Below are 15,107 nucleotides of genomic sequence, written 5' to 3'. Positions count from 1 at the left end.
TTTTTCATCAGCGACTATCTGCTCAATCTGTGATATCCGTGTTCTATAGCACACTGATGACGCTGATTTTGCGGATTTCCACTGATTTTGTTTCTTGGTGTAGATTGCATCTACACCTTTAATATTTTTTCGGATTCACTGTGATAAGTTTAGAGTAATATTTTCATCAGCGATTATCTGCTCAATCTGTGATATCCCTGTTCTATGGCACGCGGATGACGCTGATGTTGCGGATTGCCACTGATTTTGTCTCTTGGTGTAGGCATCTACACCTTCATGTTTTTTGAATATCAATTTTTTAATCATCGACTACCCGCCCAATCTGTCAGATCCGTGTTCTATAGCAAATAAAAAAAGCCCCAACATGGGTTGAGGCTTTATAAGTTTTGTGCTTTATGCACGCATTAGATTTTTAATTATTGTTGATTCGAAACTCCACCTTGTGGAATTGCAATACCTAGTTTGGTAAGTACCAACTCAGTGAACTTATCTTCGTCTCTTGTGTAAAGCAATACAGGAGATTGACCTGCTGACTCAGAGAAGATATGTGTATAATTGTTTTCTGCTGCTACGGCATTGATCGCATTGAATACTTTAGTCTGTACAGGCTCCAAAAGCTCCTGTAATTTTCTTTGGTAAGAAACTTCAGAGTCCTGCTGATATTTTTGAAGATCTTGTTGAACTTTTGTCAATTCTTGCTCTTTTGCATTTCTAGCTTCTTCAGTCATGGTCTGCGCAGCTTGTTGATAAGCTTGTACCTGTCTTTGGAAATCCGCATTTTTAGTTTGAATTTGCGTTTGGAGCTGTTGTGAGTAATCTTGAATATCAGCACCGATTTGTTCCATTTCTGGCATCAAGTCCATAATCAACTCTACATTGGTGTAACCAATTTTCACATCTTGAGCCTGAGCTACGAATCCTACGCAAAAGATAGCAATTGCTGAAAGGATAAATTTTGCTTTCATCATCTTAGTTTTTATTTGTTTTTTTTTATTTGTTTTCAATTCCTAATTCTTCCAATACAAATTCAGAGTAGTCATGACGCGGATCCGTGTAGATCAGGCCCATTGAAGCCGCTTTGTCATGCAAGGCTGCCAGTCCATTTCTTTTTGCTACCTTATCGATCGCGTCAAAGATTTTAGACTGCAAGGGCTGTAGCAACTCAGTCTGTTTTTGGTAATATTGACCATTAATGCCAAATACCCGATTATTGAATGCTACGGCACTATTTTGCTTTGCTTCTATCGCTGCCATGCGCTCTTGATACATCTCTTCTGTCAATAAAACCTCCTCTGCCTTAAGCGTTGAAAGCATTTCTTTCACTTCCCTTTCCAAATTTTGTGCCTCTTTTTTCCACTCTGCTTTGAGAGCTTCTAGTTCGTTCTGAACAAGCTTGTAGTCAGGATGTTTGTTCAGAATAAATTCCGAATCTATGTATCCCCACTTTTGGGCTGACACTTGATGTATACCTATTGTCAGGAAAAATATACCTGACAAAAGTAACAAATTGATAACTTTTTTCATGTTTATCTGAATTGTTGACCAATAGTGAAGTGGAATTGTGGTCCACTTCTTTGATTGGTTCCAGGAGCATCATCGAATCCATATCCCCAATCAATTCCCAAGAGACCGAAAGCCGGCATAAATATCCTTGCACCAACACCCGCAGACTTGTAAAGGTTATATGGGTTGTATTCAGCATAGGATCCCCAGTTGTTTCCTGCCTCAGCAAAGCCAAGTAGGAAAATTGTCGCAGATGGATTTGGCGACACCAAGAAGCGCAACTCCATCACATGTTTGTTATAAACGATACCACCATAACCTTGAGTGGAATTTGGATCAAATCTTGTCACCGCTCCAGGTGTTATTGTTTGGTTTTCGTACCCTCTCAGACCTATGATTTCTTGTCCTAAGGCAAAGTTATTAAATGTCATACCATCTCCTCCCATCACAAATCTTTCCAATGGAATTACGCCTATTCTACTTCCGTATGACCCCAGGAAGCCCATGTGCGTACGTGCACTTACTACCCATTTGTTAGACCCGAATACAGGAGTGTAGAAAGTTGCATCAAACATCCACTTGTGATATTCTAACCACTTGAACCTTTCCTGATCAGGAGATTCTCGATTAATATTTCTATTCAGCGAAGAGTATGGAGGAGTAAAGGATGTAGCTAACGAGATATTAGAACCCATTCGCGGGTAGATGGGGTTATCCACATTATTTCTAGTGATCGTTGTATTAAAAGCTAAACTTTTTGATTGACCGGTCTGATAACTTAATCCAAATTGTCTTCCAAATTGATCAAAATCATAAATTTGGAACTGCAGGGAGTTACTTACCATGAAGTAATCATCAGGCCAAGTGACTCTTTTTGCTAATCCTAATGTTGCCCCAGTTATGCTAAATGACCCTATTTCTTGCATAGGATTTACTCTGTTAGTAAAATCCAATTGCCTTTGTACCGAATGGTTAAAGCTAAAGCTTAGTGCGTTTGGTTTCTTTCCACCAAACCACGGTTCAGTTAAGGAAATACTGTAGTTTTGGAAAGACCTACCATTTGCTTGTACTCGCAAGGATAGTTTTTGTCCATCACCCACAGGAAGTGGTCTCCACTTATCGAAATTACCAATGTTTTTGATAGAGAAATTGTTGAAAACCAATCCAACAGTACCCACAAAACCGAAGAAACCTCCCCAACCACCTGACAATTCTACCTGATCATTTGGTCTTTCTTCTAATTTAAATACAATATCTACTGTAGCATCCTCAAAGTTAGGACGCATATCCGGTTCGATATTTTCCGGATCAAAATAACCCAATTGTGAAAGTTCTCGAATCGTTCTTACGAGCAAACTTCGGTTGAATTTTTGACCTGGAAGAATCCTGATTTCTCGCATTACAACGTGATCAGAAGTTCTTTCATTTCCCTCGATTGAAACAGAATTTACTGTTACTTGTGGACCTTCTATGATACGAAGCTCAATATCTATGGAATCATTTTGTACATTCACCTCCACAGGATCGATGTTGAAGAAGAGATAACCATCATCTTGGTAGAGTGATGAGATATCATCTCCCTTCGCAGGATCATAATTCAATCTTGTACTTAGCTTTTCTTTGTTGTAAGGATCACCTTTTTCTATCCCTAATTTAGCTAACAAAATACTGTCGGGGTAAATATAGTTACCCGTAAAATCGATTTTTCTATAATAGTATTTGTTTCCCTCTTCGATTTTCAAGCCTACATTAACTGTATTTTCAGAATACTTGTAAACCGTGTCAGAAAGAATTTCAGCATCTCTGAAACCTTTTGAGTTGTAAAAATCTATAACCTTTCCTTTATCTTCTCTGAAGTCTTTGGTGACAAATTTGGATGCGTTGAAGAAGTTTAACTTGAAATTCTTATTCATGTAAGTGATCACTTCTTCATCTGAAACAGGGTTTCTGTAAAGAATGGCTTCTTTTGCAGATTTTGGAGTTGTATTGGTCAGGCGGCTATAAACTTCTCTGAAAAAATGCATTCTTGGGTGTTCCTTGGTACCCTTCAGCTTGCCTTTTACTTTTCTATCGCTGATTTCTTCATTTCCATCAATGATCACTTCATTGATCTTTACCTTACCTTTTTTATCTACGTCAAATTTTAATTTAACACTATTAGGAAGCGTAGTGTCTCTTTCCTGAACAACTTTTACCTCAGTATTGAGGAATCCTTTATCAACAAAATACTGACGGATATTTCTCTGAGAGGTATTCAAAACATCATCCCTGACAACCCTTCCGCGGATATTTACTTTATCTTTCAGTTCACTTTCTTGGGTTTTGTTGACACCAGAAAACTCAACCCTACTAAACCTCGGCCTTTCTGTCAAATCCAGGAGAAGATAAATGTCATCCCCTTCGATTTTGGTTACCAAAATTTTAACATCACCAATGATACCCTGTCCCCACAGTTTTTTGAGGGCAGTAGATATTGCATCTCCTGGCACGTTGATCTGATCATCTACCCGTAATCCTGAAAGTGAAATGATGGCAATTTCATCTAGCGTGGCCAAACCAACAGCCTTAATCTCAGCTATTCTAAATTTTTGAGGCTTTGAATAATTGAGTTCCAAAATATCCACCGGTTTAGAGGAGGTGTAGCGACTTTGACCCAGTCGAATCTGAGCTTGAAGTGAACCTGCCACAAGGAGGAAAGCTAGGATAATAAAATACTTTTTCATCAATAATTATGATTTAATCTGAGTTCCGGTTTTACCAAACCTTCGCTCTCTTTTTTGATAGTCCAGAATAGCAGCTTCTAAATGCTCTTTTCTGAAATCCGGCCACAATACATCTGTAAAATACAGCTCTGTGTAAGCCATTTGCCATAGGAGGAAATTACTGATTCTCAGCTCTCCACTCGTCCTGATCAGCAATTCTGGATCAGGCATGTCATTGGTATTCAAATGGGAGGCAATTGCCTCCTGACTAATTTCTTCTACGGTCATTTGACCTGCAACTACTTTTTTGGCAATGTCTTTTACTGCTTGCTCCAACTCCCACCTTCCACTGTAACTCAAAGCCAGATTTACTCTTACTCCTGTATTGTTTTTGGTTGTCTCTACGGTATTCTTCAAGTTCCTCTGCATACTTTCAGGAAGACTTTTGATATCCCCAATAGCCGTCAGGCGAACATTATTTTTCACCATTCTAGGAAGTTCACTGATGAAGCTATTGATCATGATTTCCATCAGGGCACTCACTTCATCTGCTGGTCTAGACCAGTTTTCTGTGGAAAATGCATAAAGGGTCACGATTTTCACACCCAGATCATCTGCTGCTTCTATCGTGTCGCGAACCGCGGCTAAGGCATGTTTGTGACCAAAGACTCTCATGGCGCCTTTTTTTTGAGCCCAACGGCCGTTACCGTCCATGATTATCGCAATGTGTTGAGGGATTTTTGTACTGTCTATTGATTCCTTCATTCCGTTCAAAACCGATTTCGGTAGTTTTTTGGAGGTACAAAAATGCTATTTCTTTTCCAATATTCTAACCTAACGGTCAAATAATTAATAAGCGTAGCATTTAATAGAAGTAATCGAATAACTCAAAGTTACACCCAAAAAATAATACCAGTCTTTATCGCTGTAATTCCCATAATAGAAACCTCCAATTTGACTAGGAGGATCCACTAGGCCTGTTTCAGGATCTCTTTGAAATCTAGCTTTGCTATCTAATCGGTCTACCAAATCACTGAAAGTTGGCCTAAAGCCCATCTCGACGCCGAGGATCCAATTATTATTTATTTTATATTTCATTCCTATTCCAAAAGGAATCACAGGTGTAGAAACTGCATAGCCGCCACGATCGTCATTTCCGTCGTAGTTAAAAGCGCCATTTCCAGAGATAACCGAATAACCTAAGCCAAAGAAGCCATAAGGTGAAAACCTGTAAGCTGACTGTGGATGAAGATAATCCAGAAAATGATATTCCATGACCGCTGATATTTCAAATACGTTTGCCTTGAAATAAGCATTGCGGATCTCAGCCAAAGGATCGATTGGATTAATGCTGTCCGCCGCACTGATTCTTCCATAAGAAAGTCCTGCGCGAAGAGACCATACATTGTCAAAATTTCGTCTGCCAAATAACGTACCTTGAATACCCACATTTCCTTTGTCCAACCTTCGGACAATATCACCTGTGTAAGCAGCCACTCCTAAGCCCCCTCCAAATTCATATTTTTGTGCTTTCACTTCTACAAAAGACATTGAGCCATAGAGGACAAGTGTCATGAATAATACAAGGAGACTAAAGTTGACTTTTTTCAAGACGTTGCAATTTATGAAGTACTAAACGATATTAAAACCTAGTTTAGTGTTTGGTGGGTTAATTTATGTTAATACGATTTCAATACAGGCAAATATGGAAATATTACTTCCAATTCACAAGTTTAAAAGCTTGGTTGTCATGAGATATGATTGGTGATTTTGAAATTCCTACTTTTTAAAAGTGGCCAATCAAAACAATTAAATGATGTCTTTTCAATCAGCAATGAACTAGCGTCCGTCGACAGTTGACTTTTTCAATTGTCCTGAAATCAGCTAAGCACAACAAAATCAGCTATGCACGATAATGTATTCAGGCCCTATTCATCAGCAGTTGACCATCGTCCGTCGACTGTCGACTTTTTCAATTGTCCTAAAATCAGCAAAGCACAACAAGATCAACTATGCACAACGATGTATTCAAGCCCTATTCATTAGCAGTTGACCATCGTCCGTCGACAGTTGACTTTTTCAATTCCTCATATCAAAGCCCCAATTCAGCTTTTGCCTTAGTGTGTCGAAAAAGGAATAACTAGAAAACTTCACAAGCTTGGCTGAGAAATCCGCTTTTTTTAATCGCAATTCATCAGATGCATCAATCGTAGTCGATCTTGAATCCAAAGAAACAAGGAATTTCTCTCCTCTACCTTCTATTCTAAAACTCATTTCGGATTCGTCTGAAATGATGATGGGCCTCACATTTAAATTATGTGGACTCACCGGTGTGATTACAAAATTGCGAGCTCCGGGTGTAATCAAAGGCCCGCCACAACTCAAAGAATATCCTGTAGACCCGGTAGGTGTGGCTATAATCAATCCATCAGCCCAATAACTGTTGAGATACTGTCCGTCGATATACGTATGAATGGTAATCATGGAAGATGTATCCCTTTTATGAATCGTGAATTCATTCAATCCAAAGTTTACACCATTGAAAATCTGTTTTTCTGTATGCACGCTCACCAATGCTCGGTTTTCTATGGTGAAATCACCAGCTATCAATGCCTCAATGGCCAAATCAATGTTTTCCTTTGCCACTGTGGCTAAAAACCCCAGTCTTCCGGAGTTGATTCCCACGATGGGGATTTCATATTCACCCACCAAACAGACTGTATCCAAGAGGGTTCCATCGCCTCCTACAGAAAGCACAAAATCCATTTCTTGGATAAGGCTCTTTGGTAAAAGAGGTTCGTAACCCTCTATTTTCAAATGATTTTTTTTGAGTGACTTTGAAAAAGATTCTGTAAAAAAGATGCGAATATCATGTGATTTCAAACTAGCAATCAACAACTCAATATGGGGCACAAATTCTTTGGGAAATCCTATTCCATGAATTGCAATGTTCATTGATGGGTCATTTAGATGTCCAAAAATCTTAAAAGATTTCCTATGCGGTCCTGTTCTTTGTCAGGTTCGTTTTCTTCTTGGTAATGGTCAATAATTCTATATCCAAAGCGCTCTAAGGTAGCTTTGATATGCCTCAACTCAGTTTTATCCAATTTCAAAGTGACTTTGATTTTGCTATCATCGAGCGGGTCAACACTGATGAAGCTGGACAGGATTTTTGCGTTTTCTGATTCAATTACCCGGGCAATCTCATACATGCTGTAGTCTGTCATAAACATGGACAAAACCACCACAGCACCTTGTGATTGAATTGAAAAACTGTCAGCAAAGGCTGAAATAGCATCTTCCATCGTGATTACTCCTTGGTACTTGAGGTCTCGATCCAAAACTGCCACCATATTCGAATGATGCTCAGAGGCTACTCGAAGGACATCATAAATGTGCTTGTCTTGGTACACAAAACAAGCGATTCCTTCCGTTTCAATGTCCCCAACTTTAAGTGTGGGGTCATTAAGCGTGTAGATCAAGTCGTCTGTGATCAACCCCTTGAATTGAGTGTCATCTACAACAGGCAAAACATTGATACGGATTTCCTCCATCCAAGCCAAAGCCTTTTTGGTATTGTCAGTCACTTTCAATGGGGGAATAAGATTGTTGATAAATTCGTATGCCTGCATAAGCTAAATATATTAATTCAATTCGGATAATAAAACTAAAAAGCGAATGAAGAGGTTCGGAAAACACCAAATTAGTGAATATTTTAAAGTTGGAAAGTTAAAAAGTTTTAAGGTTAATGGAGTTGCGAGATTTTGTTGTTCTTTGGAGAGAAAAAAAGCCTTGTGCCCTTTGTGCAACCTTCGTGTTCTCCTTTGTGGTTAAAAAATTTAAAGTGAATTTAGAACGATGAACTCTGAATTATAAAGTAAAATTCACTCTCAATACTGCATTTCTTGGTACATTGTACTTAGTACTTTGTACAAAAATCATCCTTTAACTTTTCCCCTTTTTCCTTTAACCTTTTATTTCATTCCTGCCCAATTCCTAATCACCTCTAAACCATACTCCGTCAAATGCGCCTCAGGATGATACTGAATCCCTACGATAGGTAGTTGGTTGTGGGCAATGGCCATGATTTCTCCCTGAGGAGTTTCCAAGATTTTCTCTAGACAGTCAGGAAGCTCTTCCAAAATCAAAGAATGGTATCGCGTCACCTCAAATTCTGCCGGGAGCGAATCAAAAATCGGATGGGAAGCACATTTTCTCACTCGGTGAACCTTACCGTGTACCGGAACTTTGCCTTTCACTAATGTAGCTCCAAAAAACTCTCCAATAGCCTGATGCCCCAAGCACACACCCAAAATAGGGAGTTTGTCATGATAGTAGCGTAAGATTTCCATCAAATTCCCCGCTTTGTCAGGAGATTCGGGTCCTGGAGATAAAATGACTCCCTCAAATTCTTCATCCTTGATAGAATTGAGATCAATATCATTTCTGACAATCTTCAATTCTTTACCCGACTGCCGAAAGTAATCTGCCAAAATATGGGAAAACGAATCAAAATTGTCAATTAAGAGGAGCATTCTTGGCAGTATTTACAAGTTCTTGTATGGTGGAAACCGCTTGGTTGATGATAGGAGTGTAAGCATCCACGAGGGTGATGACAAATGGAGCAATAGGTTGAATGATCGGATAAACTTTCGACTCCGCAATCCATTCTTCCGAAACCTTAAATTCAAATGAATTGGCTACCCAAAGCAGGAGACTTAATATGAATCCGGTCTTCAAAATCCCTAATACAGACCCCGCGACATTGTCTAAAGAACCTAAAATGGTCAAATCCATCGTTTTTTTCACCAAAAAAGCCAAACTACGAATGCTGATGATGACAATCAAAAATATGATCAGAAATGCTACAAAAGGCAACATAAAGGTCAGGTTTTCAATTTTCGAAGCCAAAACCTCTGCTCCCCAATCCATCAGATGAAAGGCCAAAACGATGGCTACAAAAAAAGCCACTATAGATATAATTCCAATGAATAGACCTTGTCGATAGCCGCTGTAAGCTCCGATGGCTAAAATTATGAAAATGACGATATCTAAAGTGGCCAAATGATTTTATGCTAACAATGATTTTACCTTTATGGAGATGGCTTTTCCATCAGCTTTTCCTGCCAATGCTTTGGAAGCAAGTCCCATCACTTTACCCATATCTTTGGGTCCTTCCGCACCTGATTCGGCGATGATTTTCTTCAACTCAACTTCCAATTCCTCTTCTGATAATTGTTTTGGCAAAAACTCTGAAATGATTTCTAATTCAGCCAATTCCACTGCCAAAAGATCTTCTCTATTCTGTTGTTGATAAATATCAGCAGAATCTCTGCGCTGTTTTGCAGCTTTGGTAAGTAGCTTCAATTCATCCTCTTCAGATAAAGTCTCAGCTGCTCCTCCTTTGGTTTCTTCCAACATGATCAATGATTTGATCGCTCTCAAAGCACGTAATCTGTCTTTGTCTTTAGCCAACATGGCTTTTTTAATTTCACTTTCTACACTTTGCTTTAAACTCATTCCCTTGTTGTTTGTGTTATAGGTGTAAATTTGTCACAAAAATATCTTTTAATTTAGGAAAATGACCAAGTTAAGTGTAAATATTAACAAAATCGCCACCTTAAGAAACGCTCGTGGAGCAAATAACCCGAATGTTGTCCAAGTAGCTTTGGATGCAGAGCGATTTGGTGCTCAGGGGATAACCGTCCATCCAAGACCTGACGAGAGGCATATTCGTTATCAAGATGTCCTTGATTTGAGCAAAGTGGTGACCACGGAGTTCAATATCGAAGGTTACCCGGACAGAAGATTTATGGATTTGATCAAACTGGTGAAGCCTGCACAAGCCACCTTGGTTCCAGATCCACCGGAGGCGATTACCTCTAATTCAGGTTGGGATACCATCAAGCATTTGGAGTATTTGAAAGATATTGTTGCAGAACTCCATTCCTACGGAACGAGAGTCTCGATTTTCATCAATCCGGAAACCAAATATTTTGAACCTGCCAAAGAGACGGGGACAGACAGAGTAGAGCTATACACAGAGCCTTATGCCGTGAATTTCCCGAAAGACAAACAGGCTGCTATCAAACCTTATGTGGAGGTTTCCGAACTTGCGAGACAACTCGGACTGGGTCTCAATGCAGGACATGATTTAGATCTACATAATCTCAAATTCCTCAAAGAACAGATTCCCTATCTGGATGAAGTATCTATTGGTCATGCTTTGGTTTGCGATGCTTTGTATTATGGTTTGGAAAATACCATCCAAATGTACAGGAGGCAGTTGGAGGTTTAAAATCTAATTCGGTAGCCGAGAAAAGATATTTCAAAAAGATCGAACTGATGAAGTATAGAGATTGAAATAAGGTAGAAATACGCCTCTGCCTAACAGCAGACAGGGTTGGCGAAATATTGAAATAGGTAGACTGACTGTGAGAAAGCCTTTTTATTGAAAATTATAGGATAAGCAAATGAAACTTAATTTTAGAAAAACAGGCTCAGGAGAGCCATTGATTATATTACACGGACTTTTTGGATCTGCGGATAACTGGTTTTCCATAGCCAAGGAGCTGGAGAAAGATTTCACCTTATATCTCGTCGATCAGCGAAATCATGGGGATTCACCGCACAGTGAGGAGTGGGATTATAAGGTCATGGCAGAAGATATCAAGGAATTGATGGAAGAAGAGGGGATAGAAAAAGCTTTTTTCATGGGGCACTCCATGGGAGGGAAAACAGTAATGAATTTTGCTTTAAGATATCCGGAAAAAGTGATAAAATTGATTGTGGCTGATATTGCACCAAGGCATTATCCTGTACATCATCAAACTATTTTAGAAGGCTTGTCTTCTGTCAATTTATCAGAAATCAAATCTAGAAAAGAAGCAGATGAGCAACTGGCAAAGTTTGTTCCCGAAGCAGGTATAAGACAATTTCTGCTCAAAAGTTTGGGGAGAGATGGCAAAGGAGACTTTATTTGGAAGATCAATTTGTCTGTTATCATCGACAAAATAGAAAATGTTGGTGAGGCTTTGGATTACGAAAATAGCTTCGATCAACCAACTTTATTTATGGGAGGTGCCAATTCAAACTATATCCAAGACAAAGACAAGGAAGATATAGATCGATACTTCCCTAATAATCATCTGATTTATATAAAAAATGCTGGACATTGGCTTCATGCCGAGCAACCGCAAGCGGTGATCGATACGGTAAAGGCTTTTCTTAGATGAAAAATGTACAAAGTACTAAGTACAACGTACAAAGAGGTTGAAAATGTAGTTTGGCCTAAGGATAAAAGAGATTAGATTTTATTTCTATCCACTTTCACAACAGTAGCCATTCAAAATAATTGGATCATTATATTTCGATCATCAGTTGACTGTCGATCGAGGATCGTGGAAAACCATAAAATGATATATAATAATCGCACTTAAAGTATTGCAGATAATCATATAATCCATTTATTTCGCATAACAAACGGGGTGTAGCGCAGCCTGGTAGCGTACTTGCATGGGGTGCAAGGGGTCGCTGGTTCGAATCCAGTCACTCCGACGAAATGTAAAGCCTGTCTTAAAAGGTAACTTTGAGTCAGGCTTTTTTTGTTTTTAATGTCCTTTGCGAGTTATAGATTCAACTCCATTCGGAGTTGTTGGGTTGATTTTATCTAGCTGGACCTCCGAGTTGTCACTCGGGGTTAATCGAAGTTTGTTCCCGTTCGGGAACGTGAGAAATAGATATTTTTAGAAATTAATTTTTACACTTTAAACGACAGATTATTTGAGTGTATTTCAAGACAATTTCCAAACTCAGCTGTCTGATTGATTATTATTTAAGCTATAATTCCTTATCAATCTAAATCAAAAACTTTTACCCAAACTGATTCCTAATCCAAAGGGAAAAAATTGGATGGGGTTTTCTGAAATGCCAGAATTATAGAATGCTAGGGTAGGGGTGTAGCCTACTCTATAAAAAAAACCTCCTTCAGGCTTCTGATAACGATATCCAATTCTTGCCATTACGAAGCTATCCCAATATGTTTTTTCTTGAAGTTCGCCTGCTTGATCGGGGTCCAACAAAAATCTTCGGTTTAGAATTGTGAAAAATCCTGCACCAAACTCAAAATGATGTTTATCTCTCCCAAGAAATGCTGTAATCTCAGCTGGAATGACAGGAGTCAAATAACCAGAGTGAATAGGTTCACTAGGTTGGCGATATCTCAACGAGAAACCTACACTTGCCGCTATTTTTAACTTATTGTTTTGATGTATAATGCGCCCATAGTTGACGGCATGCTGAAGCGCATTTGCCTTGAGATCAACAAATATCGAGTTTTTGGCAGTGAAAGTTTCAGCCTCTTCTTGGGCAATTGCATCGAATTGAGAAAAGAGCAAAAGGATGATGGAAGTGAAAAACATAAATCTATTTTGAAATGATTTCATAGGCTTAGATTTTATTTCAGTTTTCATCTTATTAAGGTTTTACTATCAAAAACTTTTCCCCAAACTGATTCCTCCCCATAGCGGATGGAATTTTGGACTATCTTCTGAACCGAGAAAAAGATTAAATGCAGGAGTGTAACCAACTCTGAAGAAGAAACCTCCTTCTGGTTTTTGATACCTGTAGCCTATTCTCAGCGGGAGGATTGCTTCTAGAGATTTGTCTTCTTGAAAATTATTGGCTGCATCTGGATTGAATACTAATGCACGAGAAGCATAAAAAGTAAGACCGGTGCCAATTTCCAAATGATGATTTGACTTTCCCCAGAAAGCGGAAATTTCAAGTGGTAACACAGGTGACCAAAAGGGAGAAATGTTTGAAGACTGACTCCCTCCACTTTGTTGGAAGATGGAAAACCCAGCACTCCCCGATATTTTCAATTTACTTTTCTGAAGTAGGATTCTATTGTAATTCACTGAATAATAAATTGAATTTCCCCCGAGATCAACAAATATCGAGTTTTTGGCAGTAAAAGTCTTTGCCTCCTCTTGGGCAATAGCATCAAGTTGGGAACACAGCAAAAAGATGATTATAAAGGAAAATAGAGGTTTTTGGAATAAAGATTTCATATTCAAGCTTTTTGTTCGAGTTTCAAACGGAAAAATCATTAAACTAAAGAATTTTTAATTTTACAAAAAAAAATCTAGGAAACAAATTATTAAAAAAATATCTAGGAATATTTACAGAATTTATGTCTAAGAATACTTTGAAAAATTCATTTATCATTTATGTTTGATTCAACTCCATTCGGAGTTGGGAGATGGTTTTTATTCATTTCATCCCCGAGTTGCCACTCGGGGTTAATCGAGATTTGTTCCCATTCGGGAACTTAATTACTAAATAATTTTAGAACATAATATCTAAAAAGAATTTAGAAAAAATCTCCTCATCATTTCGGAAGAGCCTGTTCCGAAGAATTGCGAGGAAAGTATTATTGAAAATGTATTCAACTTCAAATGAGTTATTTTTTTGATCTATTACCTGAAAATCTATGAGACATTTAATCCAAACTTGGCAAACTCAATTTGTACTTCACGGCGATCATTCGAATGGATATTACTACAGACATAGAGATAAGCAGATTATAATCGCGCTCTAGCCCAAAATAATTCAACACCAAATACAATATAGCTCCAGTCAAACAAGCGGAAGCATAAATTTCTTTTCTAAAAAGAATCGGAATTTCATTGGTCAAGGTATCCCTCAGTACGCCGCCCATAACAGCTGAAAACATACCCATAATGGCAGCAATCTCCACACTTGCCCCTAGACTCAATGCTTTTTCCACACCTAAAACCGTAAAAAAACCAATTCCCAGTGTATCAAATAGAAACATGGTTTTGCGAAGCTTCAACAAGAATTTTTGAAATAAAAATGCGGAGATGATGCCTGCAAAAATCGCATAAACAAACTGAACATCCCCAATCCAAACCAAAGGATAGCTTCCCAGGAGTACGTCCCGCAAACTACCTCCGCCAATCGCCGTGATAAATCCCGTGAATCCAGCTCCAAAAAGATCATGTTCCCTGTCTTTCACAGCCAACGCTCCTGAGATCGCAAAAACAAATGTACCAGCTAATTCCAGAGGGTATTGTAAATCCATTGCAGTGATAAAATTGATTTAATAATTTGTCAAAGTTAAGTATAAACGATTGTTTAATTAAAAAATCCCTTTTAGCTGTAGCACTTTTGGAATAGATTTCGTCTAGAGATTTGTAAATAGGGAATAAAATTATGAAAATGAATACGATGAAAAATTGGCTAGTAATTTTTCTATTATGTAGCTCTGCACTTTTGGTAGCATTTCAATGTGGAGAAGATATCAATCCCGACGAGATTGTAAACTGTATTGATGAATCAAAAATCCGCACAGATGCCGCATGCTACATGATTTATGACCCTGTATGTGGTTGTGATAAAAAGACCTACGGGAATGACTGCATCGCTATCAATGCCGGCGTGACGTCATTCACCAAAGGTGCCTGCGAATAAGCTTTATTGTTATTTGCTCAGAGGATAAATTAGGTTTCAGCCATATTTTGTAAAGTTTAATGTTATCTGACACTGACTACGCCGCGGCATATAAGATTAGATGGTTTTATCAAAATTTGGCTTAAGCTAAATTGTTTAATAACTGGCCCTGATTCACCGCAAGTGATCTTAATTCTCTCTATCCTCGTACCATTTTTCATCAAAGGTAGAATTCACCTCTACGTCAGCGACGAGGACTTTATAAACCATCCAAATGATTATCATCGGAGAAATTGAAAAGGCGAATAGGATCAAAGCCAAATTGATATTGGCGAAAATGGCAGCAACATAAATTATCAGGGCTGCAGTGCCGTAGTAAACAGGAGAGAGGTAATTTTTCATATTATTTTGTTTATTCTTTCAATATGA

Annotated in this window: 17 protein-coding genes and 1 tRNA gene; 4 read left to right on the top strand and 14 right to left on the bottom strand. The window is 38.4% G+C overall.

Annotated features, from left to right (window positions below; genetic code table 11):
• Positions 1-416 precede the first annotated feature (416 nt).
• From IEV57_RS11630 to IEV57_RS11585, 10 genes are all read right to left on the bottom strand, one after another.
• Complete coding sequence (locus IEV57_RS11630) at positions 417-968, bottom strand: OmpH/Skp family outer membrane protein (RefSeq protein ID WP_188442966.1); 552 nt, start codon at positions 966-968, stop codon at positions 417-419.
• Positions 969-990: 22 nt separating this feature from the next.
• Positions 991-1,524: an OmpH/Skp family outer membrane protein gene (locus tag IEV57_RS11625; protein ID WP_188442964.1), complete on the bottom strand. Its 534-nt coding sequence runs from the start codon at positions 1,522-1,524 to the stop codon at positions 991-993.
• 2 nt (positions 1,525-1,526) lie between these two features.
• Positions 1,527-4,226 (bottom strand): BamA/OMP85 family outer membrane protein, encoded by a 2,700-nt coding sequence (locus tag IEV57_RS11620; protein ID WP_188442962.1) that lies wholly within the window; start codon positions 4,224-4,226, stop codon positions 1,527-1,529.
• Between the two features lie 6 nt (positions 4,227-4,232).
• A complete protein-coding gene (gene uppS / locus IEV57_RS11615; RefSeq protein WP_188442960.1) occupies positions 4,233-4,970 on the bottom strand; it encodes an undecaprenyl pyrophosphate synthase in 738 nt (245 codons plus the stop codon).
• Positions 4,971-5,054: 84 nt separating this feature from the next.
• On the bottom strand, positions 5,055-5,816 hold the full coding sequence (gene porG, locus IEV57_RS11610; protein ID WP_188442959.1) for a type IX secretion system protein PorG: 762 nt from the start codon (positions 5,814-5,816) through the stop codon (positions 5,055-5,057).
• Positions 5,817-6,284: 468 nt separating this feature from the next.
• Positions 6,285-7,160, bottom strand: a complete 876-nt coding sequence (locus tag IEV57_RS11605) for an NAD kinase (RefSeq protein ID WP_188442957.1) — start codon at positions 7,158-7,160, stop codon at positions 6,285-6,287.
• Between the two features lie 11 nt (positions 7,161-7,171).
• Positions 7,172-7,837, bottom strand: a complete 666-nt coding sequence (locus IEV57_RS11600; RefSeq protein WP_014772079.1) for a CBS domain-containing protein — start codon at positions 7,835-7,837, stop codon at positions 7,172-7,174.
• Positions 7,838-8,179: 342 nt separating this feature from the next.
• Complete coding sequence (locus tag IEV57_RS11595; RefSeq protein WP_188442954.1) at positions 8,180-8,740, bottom strand: anthranilate synthase component II; 561 nt, start codon at positions 8,738-8,740, stop codon at positions 8,180-8,182.
• Positions 8,724-9,269, bottom strand: coding sequence for a CvpA family protein (locus tag IEV57_RS11590; protein ID WP_188442952.1), 546 nt, complete (start codon positions 9,267-9,269; stop codon positions 8,724-8,726). The genes IEV57_RS11595 and IEV57_RS11590 overlap by 17 nt, the downstream gene beginning before the upstream one ends.
• A gap of 6 nt (positions 9,270-9,275) precedes the next feature.
• Positions 9,276-9,725 carry a GatB/YqeY domain-containing protein gene (locus IEV57_RS11585; protein ID WP_188442950.1) on the bottom strand — a complete coding sequence of 150 codons (450 nt, stop codon included), beginning with the start codon at positions 9,723-9,725 and terminating at the stop codon, positions 9,276-9,278.
• 61 nt (positions 9,726-9,786) lie between these two features.
• On the opposite strand from IEV57_RS11585, the gene IEV57_RS11580 reads away from it, so the two are divergent.
• The 3 genes from IEV57_RS11580 (at position 9,787) to IEV57_RS11570 (ending at position 11,762) form a co-directional block, all read left to right on the top strand.
• Positions 9,787-10,503, top strand: coding sequence for a pyridoxine 5'-phosphate synthase (locus IEV57_RS11580; RefSeq protein WP_188442948.1), 717 nt, complete (start codon positions 9,787-9,789; stop codon positions 10,501-10,503).
• Positions 10,504-10,678: 175 nt separating this feature from the next.
• Positions 10,679-11,440 carry an alpha/beta fold hydrolase gene (locus IEV57_RS11575; protein WP_188442946.1) on the top strand — a complete coding sequence of 254 codons (762 nt, stop codon included), beginning with the start codon at positions 10,679-10,681 and terminating at the stop codon, positions 11,438-11,440.
• Between the two features lie 248 nt (positions 11,441-11,688).
• Positions 11,689-11,762: transfer RNA gene (locus IEV57_RS11570), tRNA-Pro, on the top strand.
• A gap of 305 nt (positions 11,763-12,067) precedes the next feature.
• On the opposite strand, the gene IEV57_RS11565 is transcribed toward IEV57_RS11570, so the two are convergent.
• The 3 genes from IEV57_RS11565 to IEV57_RS11555 form a co-directional block, all read right to left on the bottom strand.
• The gene (locus IEV57_RS11565; RefSeq protein WP_188442944.1) at positions 12,068-12,676 is read right to left on the bottom strand and encodes a hypothetical protein; all 609 of its coding nucleotides are present in this window, start codon (positions 12,674-12,676) and stop codon (positions 12,068-12,070) included.
• Between the two features lie 18 nt (positions 12,677-12,694).
• Positions 12,695-13,276 carry a hypothetical protein gene (locus IEV57_RS11560; RefSeq protein ID WP_229744420.1) on the bottom strand — a complete coding sequence of 194 codons (582 nt, stop codon included), beginning with the start codon at positions 13,274-13,276 and terminating at the stop codon, positions 12,695-12,697.
• 431 nt (positions 13,277-13,707) lie between these two features.
• Entirely contained in the window at positions 13,708-14,310 is a 603-nt protein-coding gene (locus IEV57_RS11555) for a trimeric intracellular cation channel family protein (RefSeq protein ID WP_188442942.1), read from the bottom strand.
• A gap of 137 nt (positions 14,311-14,447) precedes the next feature.
• On the opposite strand from IEV57_RS11555, the gene IEV57_RS11550 reads away from it, so the two are divergent.
• A complete protein-coding gene (locus tag IEV57_RS11550; protein ID WP_373282258.1) occupies positions 14,448-14,699 on the top strand; it encodes a Kazal-type serine protease inhibitor family protein in 252 nt (83 codons plus the stop codon).
• A 168-nt stretch (positions 14,700-14,867) separates the two neighbouring features.
• Here the strand turns inward: IEV57_RS11550 and IEV57_RS11545 are convergent, their stop codons facing one another.
• Positions 14,868-15,080, bottom strand: a complete 213-nt coding sequence (locus IEV57_RS11545; RefSeq protein ID WP_188442938.1) for a hypothetical protein — start codon at positions 15,078-15,080, stop codon at positions 14,868-14,870.
• Positions 15,081-15,107 lie beyond the last annotated feature (27 nt).

This window comes from Belliella aquatica (assembly GCF_014637795.1).
Taxonomy (GTDB): domain Bacteria; phylum Bacteroidota; class Bacteroidia; order Cytophagales; family Cyclobacteriaceae; genus Belliella; species Belliella aquatica.
Note: the sequence above shows the minus strand (reverse complement) of the source record. Positions and strands in the feature narration are given on the sequence as shown.

Excerpts from the sequence above, each read along its gene's own strand:
- IEV57_RS11630 (WP_188442966.1), bottom strand. The coding sequence starts at position 968 with ATGATGAAAGCAAAATTTATCCTTTCAGCAATTGCTATCTTTTGCGTA.
- IEV57_RS11625 (WP_188442964.1), bottom strand. The coding sequence starts at position 1,524 with ATGAAAAAAGTTATCAATTTGTTACTTTTGTCAGGTATATTTTTCCTG.
- IEV57_RS11620 (WP_188442962.1), bottom strand. The coding sequence starts at position 4,226 with ATGAAAAAGTATTTTATTATCCTAGCTTTCCTCCTTGTGGCAGGTTCA.
- uppS (WP_188442960.1), bottom strand. The coding sequence starts at position 4,970 with ATGAAGGAATCAATAGACAGTACAAAAATCCCTCAACACATTGCGATA.
- IEV57_RS11605 (WP_188442957.1), bottom strand. The coding sequence starts at position 7,160 with ATGAACATTGCAATTCATGGAATAGGATTTCCCAAAGAATTTGTGCCC.
- IEV57_RS11600 (WP_014772079.1), bottom strand. The coding sequence starts at position 7,837 with ATGCAGGCATACGAATTTATCAACAATCTTATTCCCCCATTGAAAGTG.
- IEV57_RS11595 (WP_188442954.1), bottom strand. The coding sequence starts at position 8,740 with ATGCTCCTCTTAATTGACAATTTTGATTCGTTTTCCCATATTTTGGCA.
- IEV57_RS11585 (WP_188442950.1), bottom strand. The coding sequence starts at position 9,725 with ATGAGTTTAAAGCAAAGTGTAGAAAGTGAAATTAAAAAAGCCATGTTG.
- IEV57_RS11580 (WP_188442948.1), top strand. The coding sequence starts at position 9,787 with ATGACCAAGTTAAGTGTAAATATTAACAAAATCGCCACCTTAAGAAAC.
- IEV57_RS11575 (WP_188442946.1), top strand. The coding sequence starts at position 10,679 with ATGAAACTTAATTTTAGAAAAACAGGCTCAGGAGAGCCATTGATTATA.
- IEV57_RS11565 (WP_188442944.1), bottom strand. The coding sequence starts at position 12,676 with ATGAAAACTGAAATAAAATCTAAGCCTATGAAATCATTTCAAAATAGA.
- IEV57_RS11560 (WP_229744420.1), bottom strand. The coding sequence starts at position 13,276 with ATGAAATCTTTATTCCAAAAACCTCTATTTTCCTTTATAATCATCTTT.
- IEV57_RS11555 (WP_188442942.1), bottom strand. The coding sequence starts at position 14,310 with ATGGATTTACAATACCCTCTGGAATTAGCTGGTACATTTGTTTTTGCG.
- IEV57_RS11550 (WP_373282258.1), top strand. The coding sequence starts at position 14,448 with ATGAATACGATGAAAAATTGGCTAGTAATTTTTCTATTATGTAGCTCT.
- IEV57_RS11545 (WP_188442938.1), bottom strand. The coding sequence starts at position 15,080 with ATGAAAAATTACCTCTCTCCTGTTTACTACGGCACTGCAGCCCTGATA.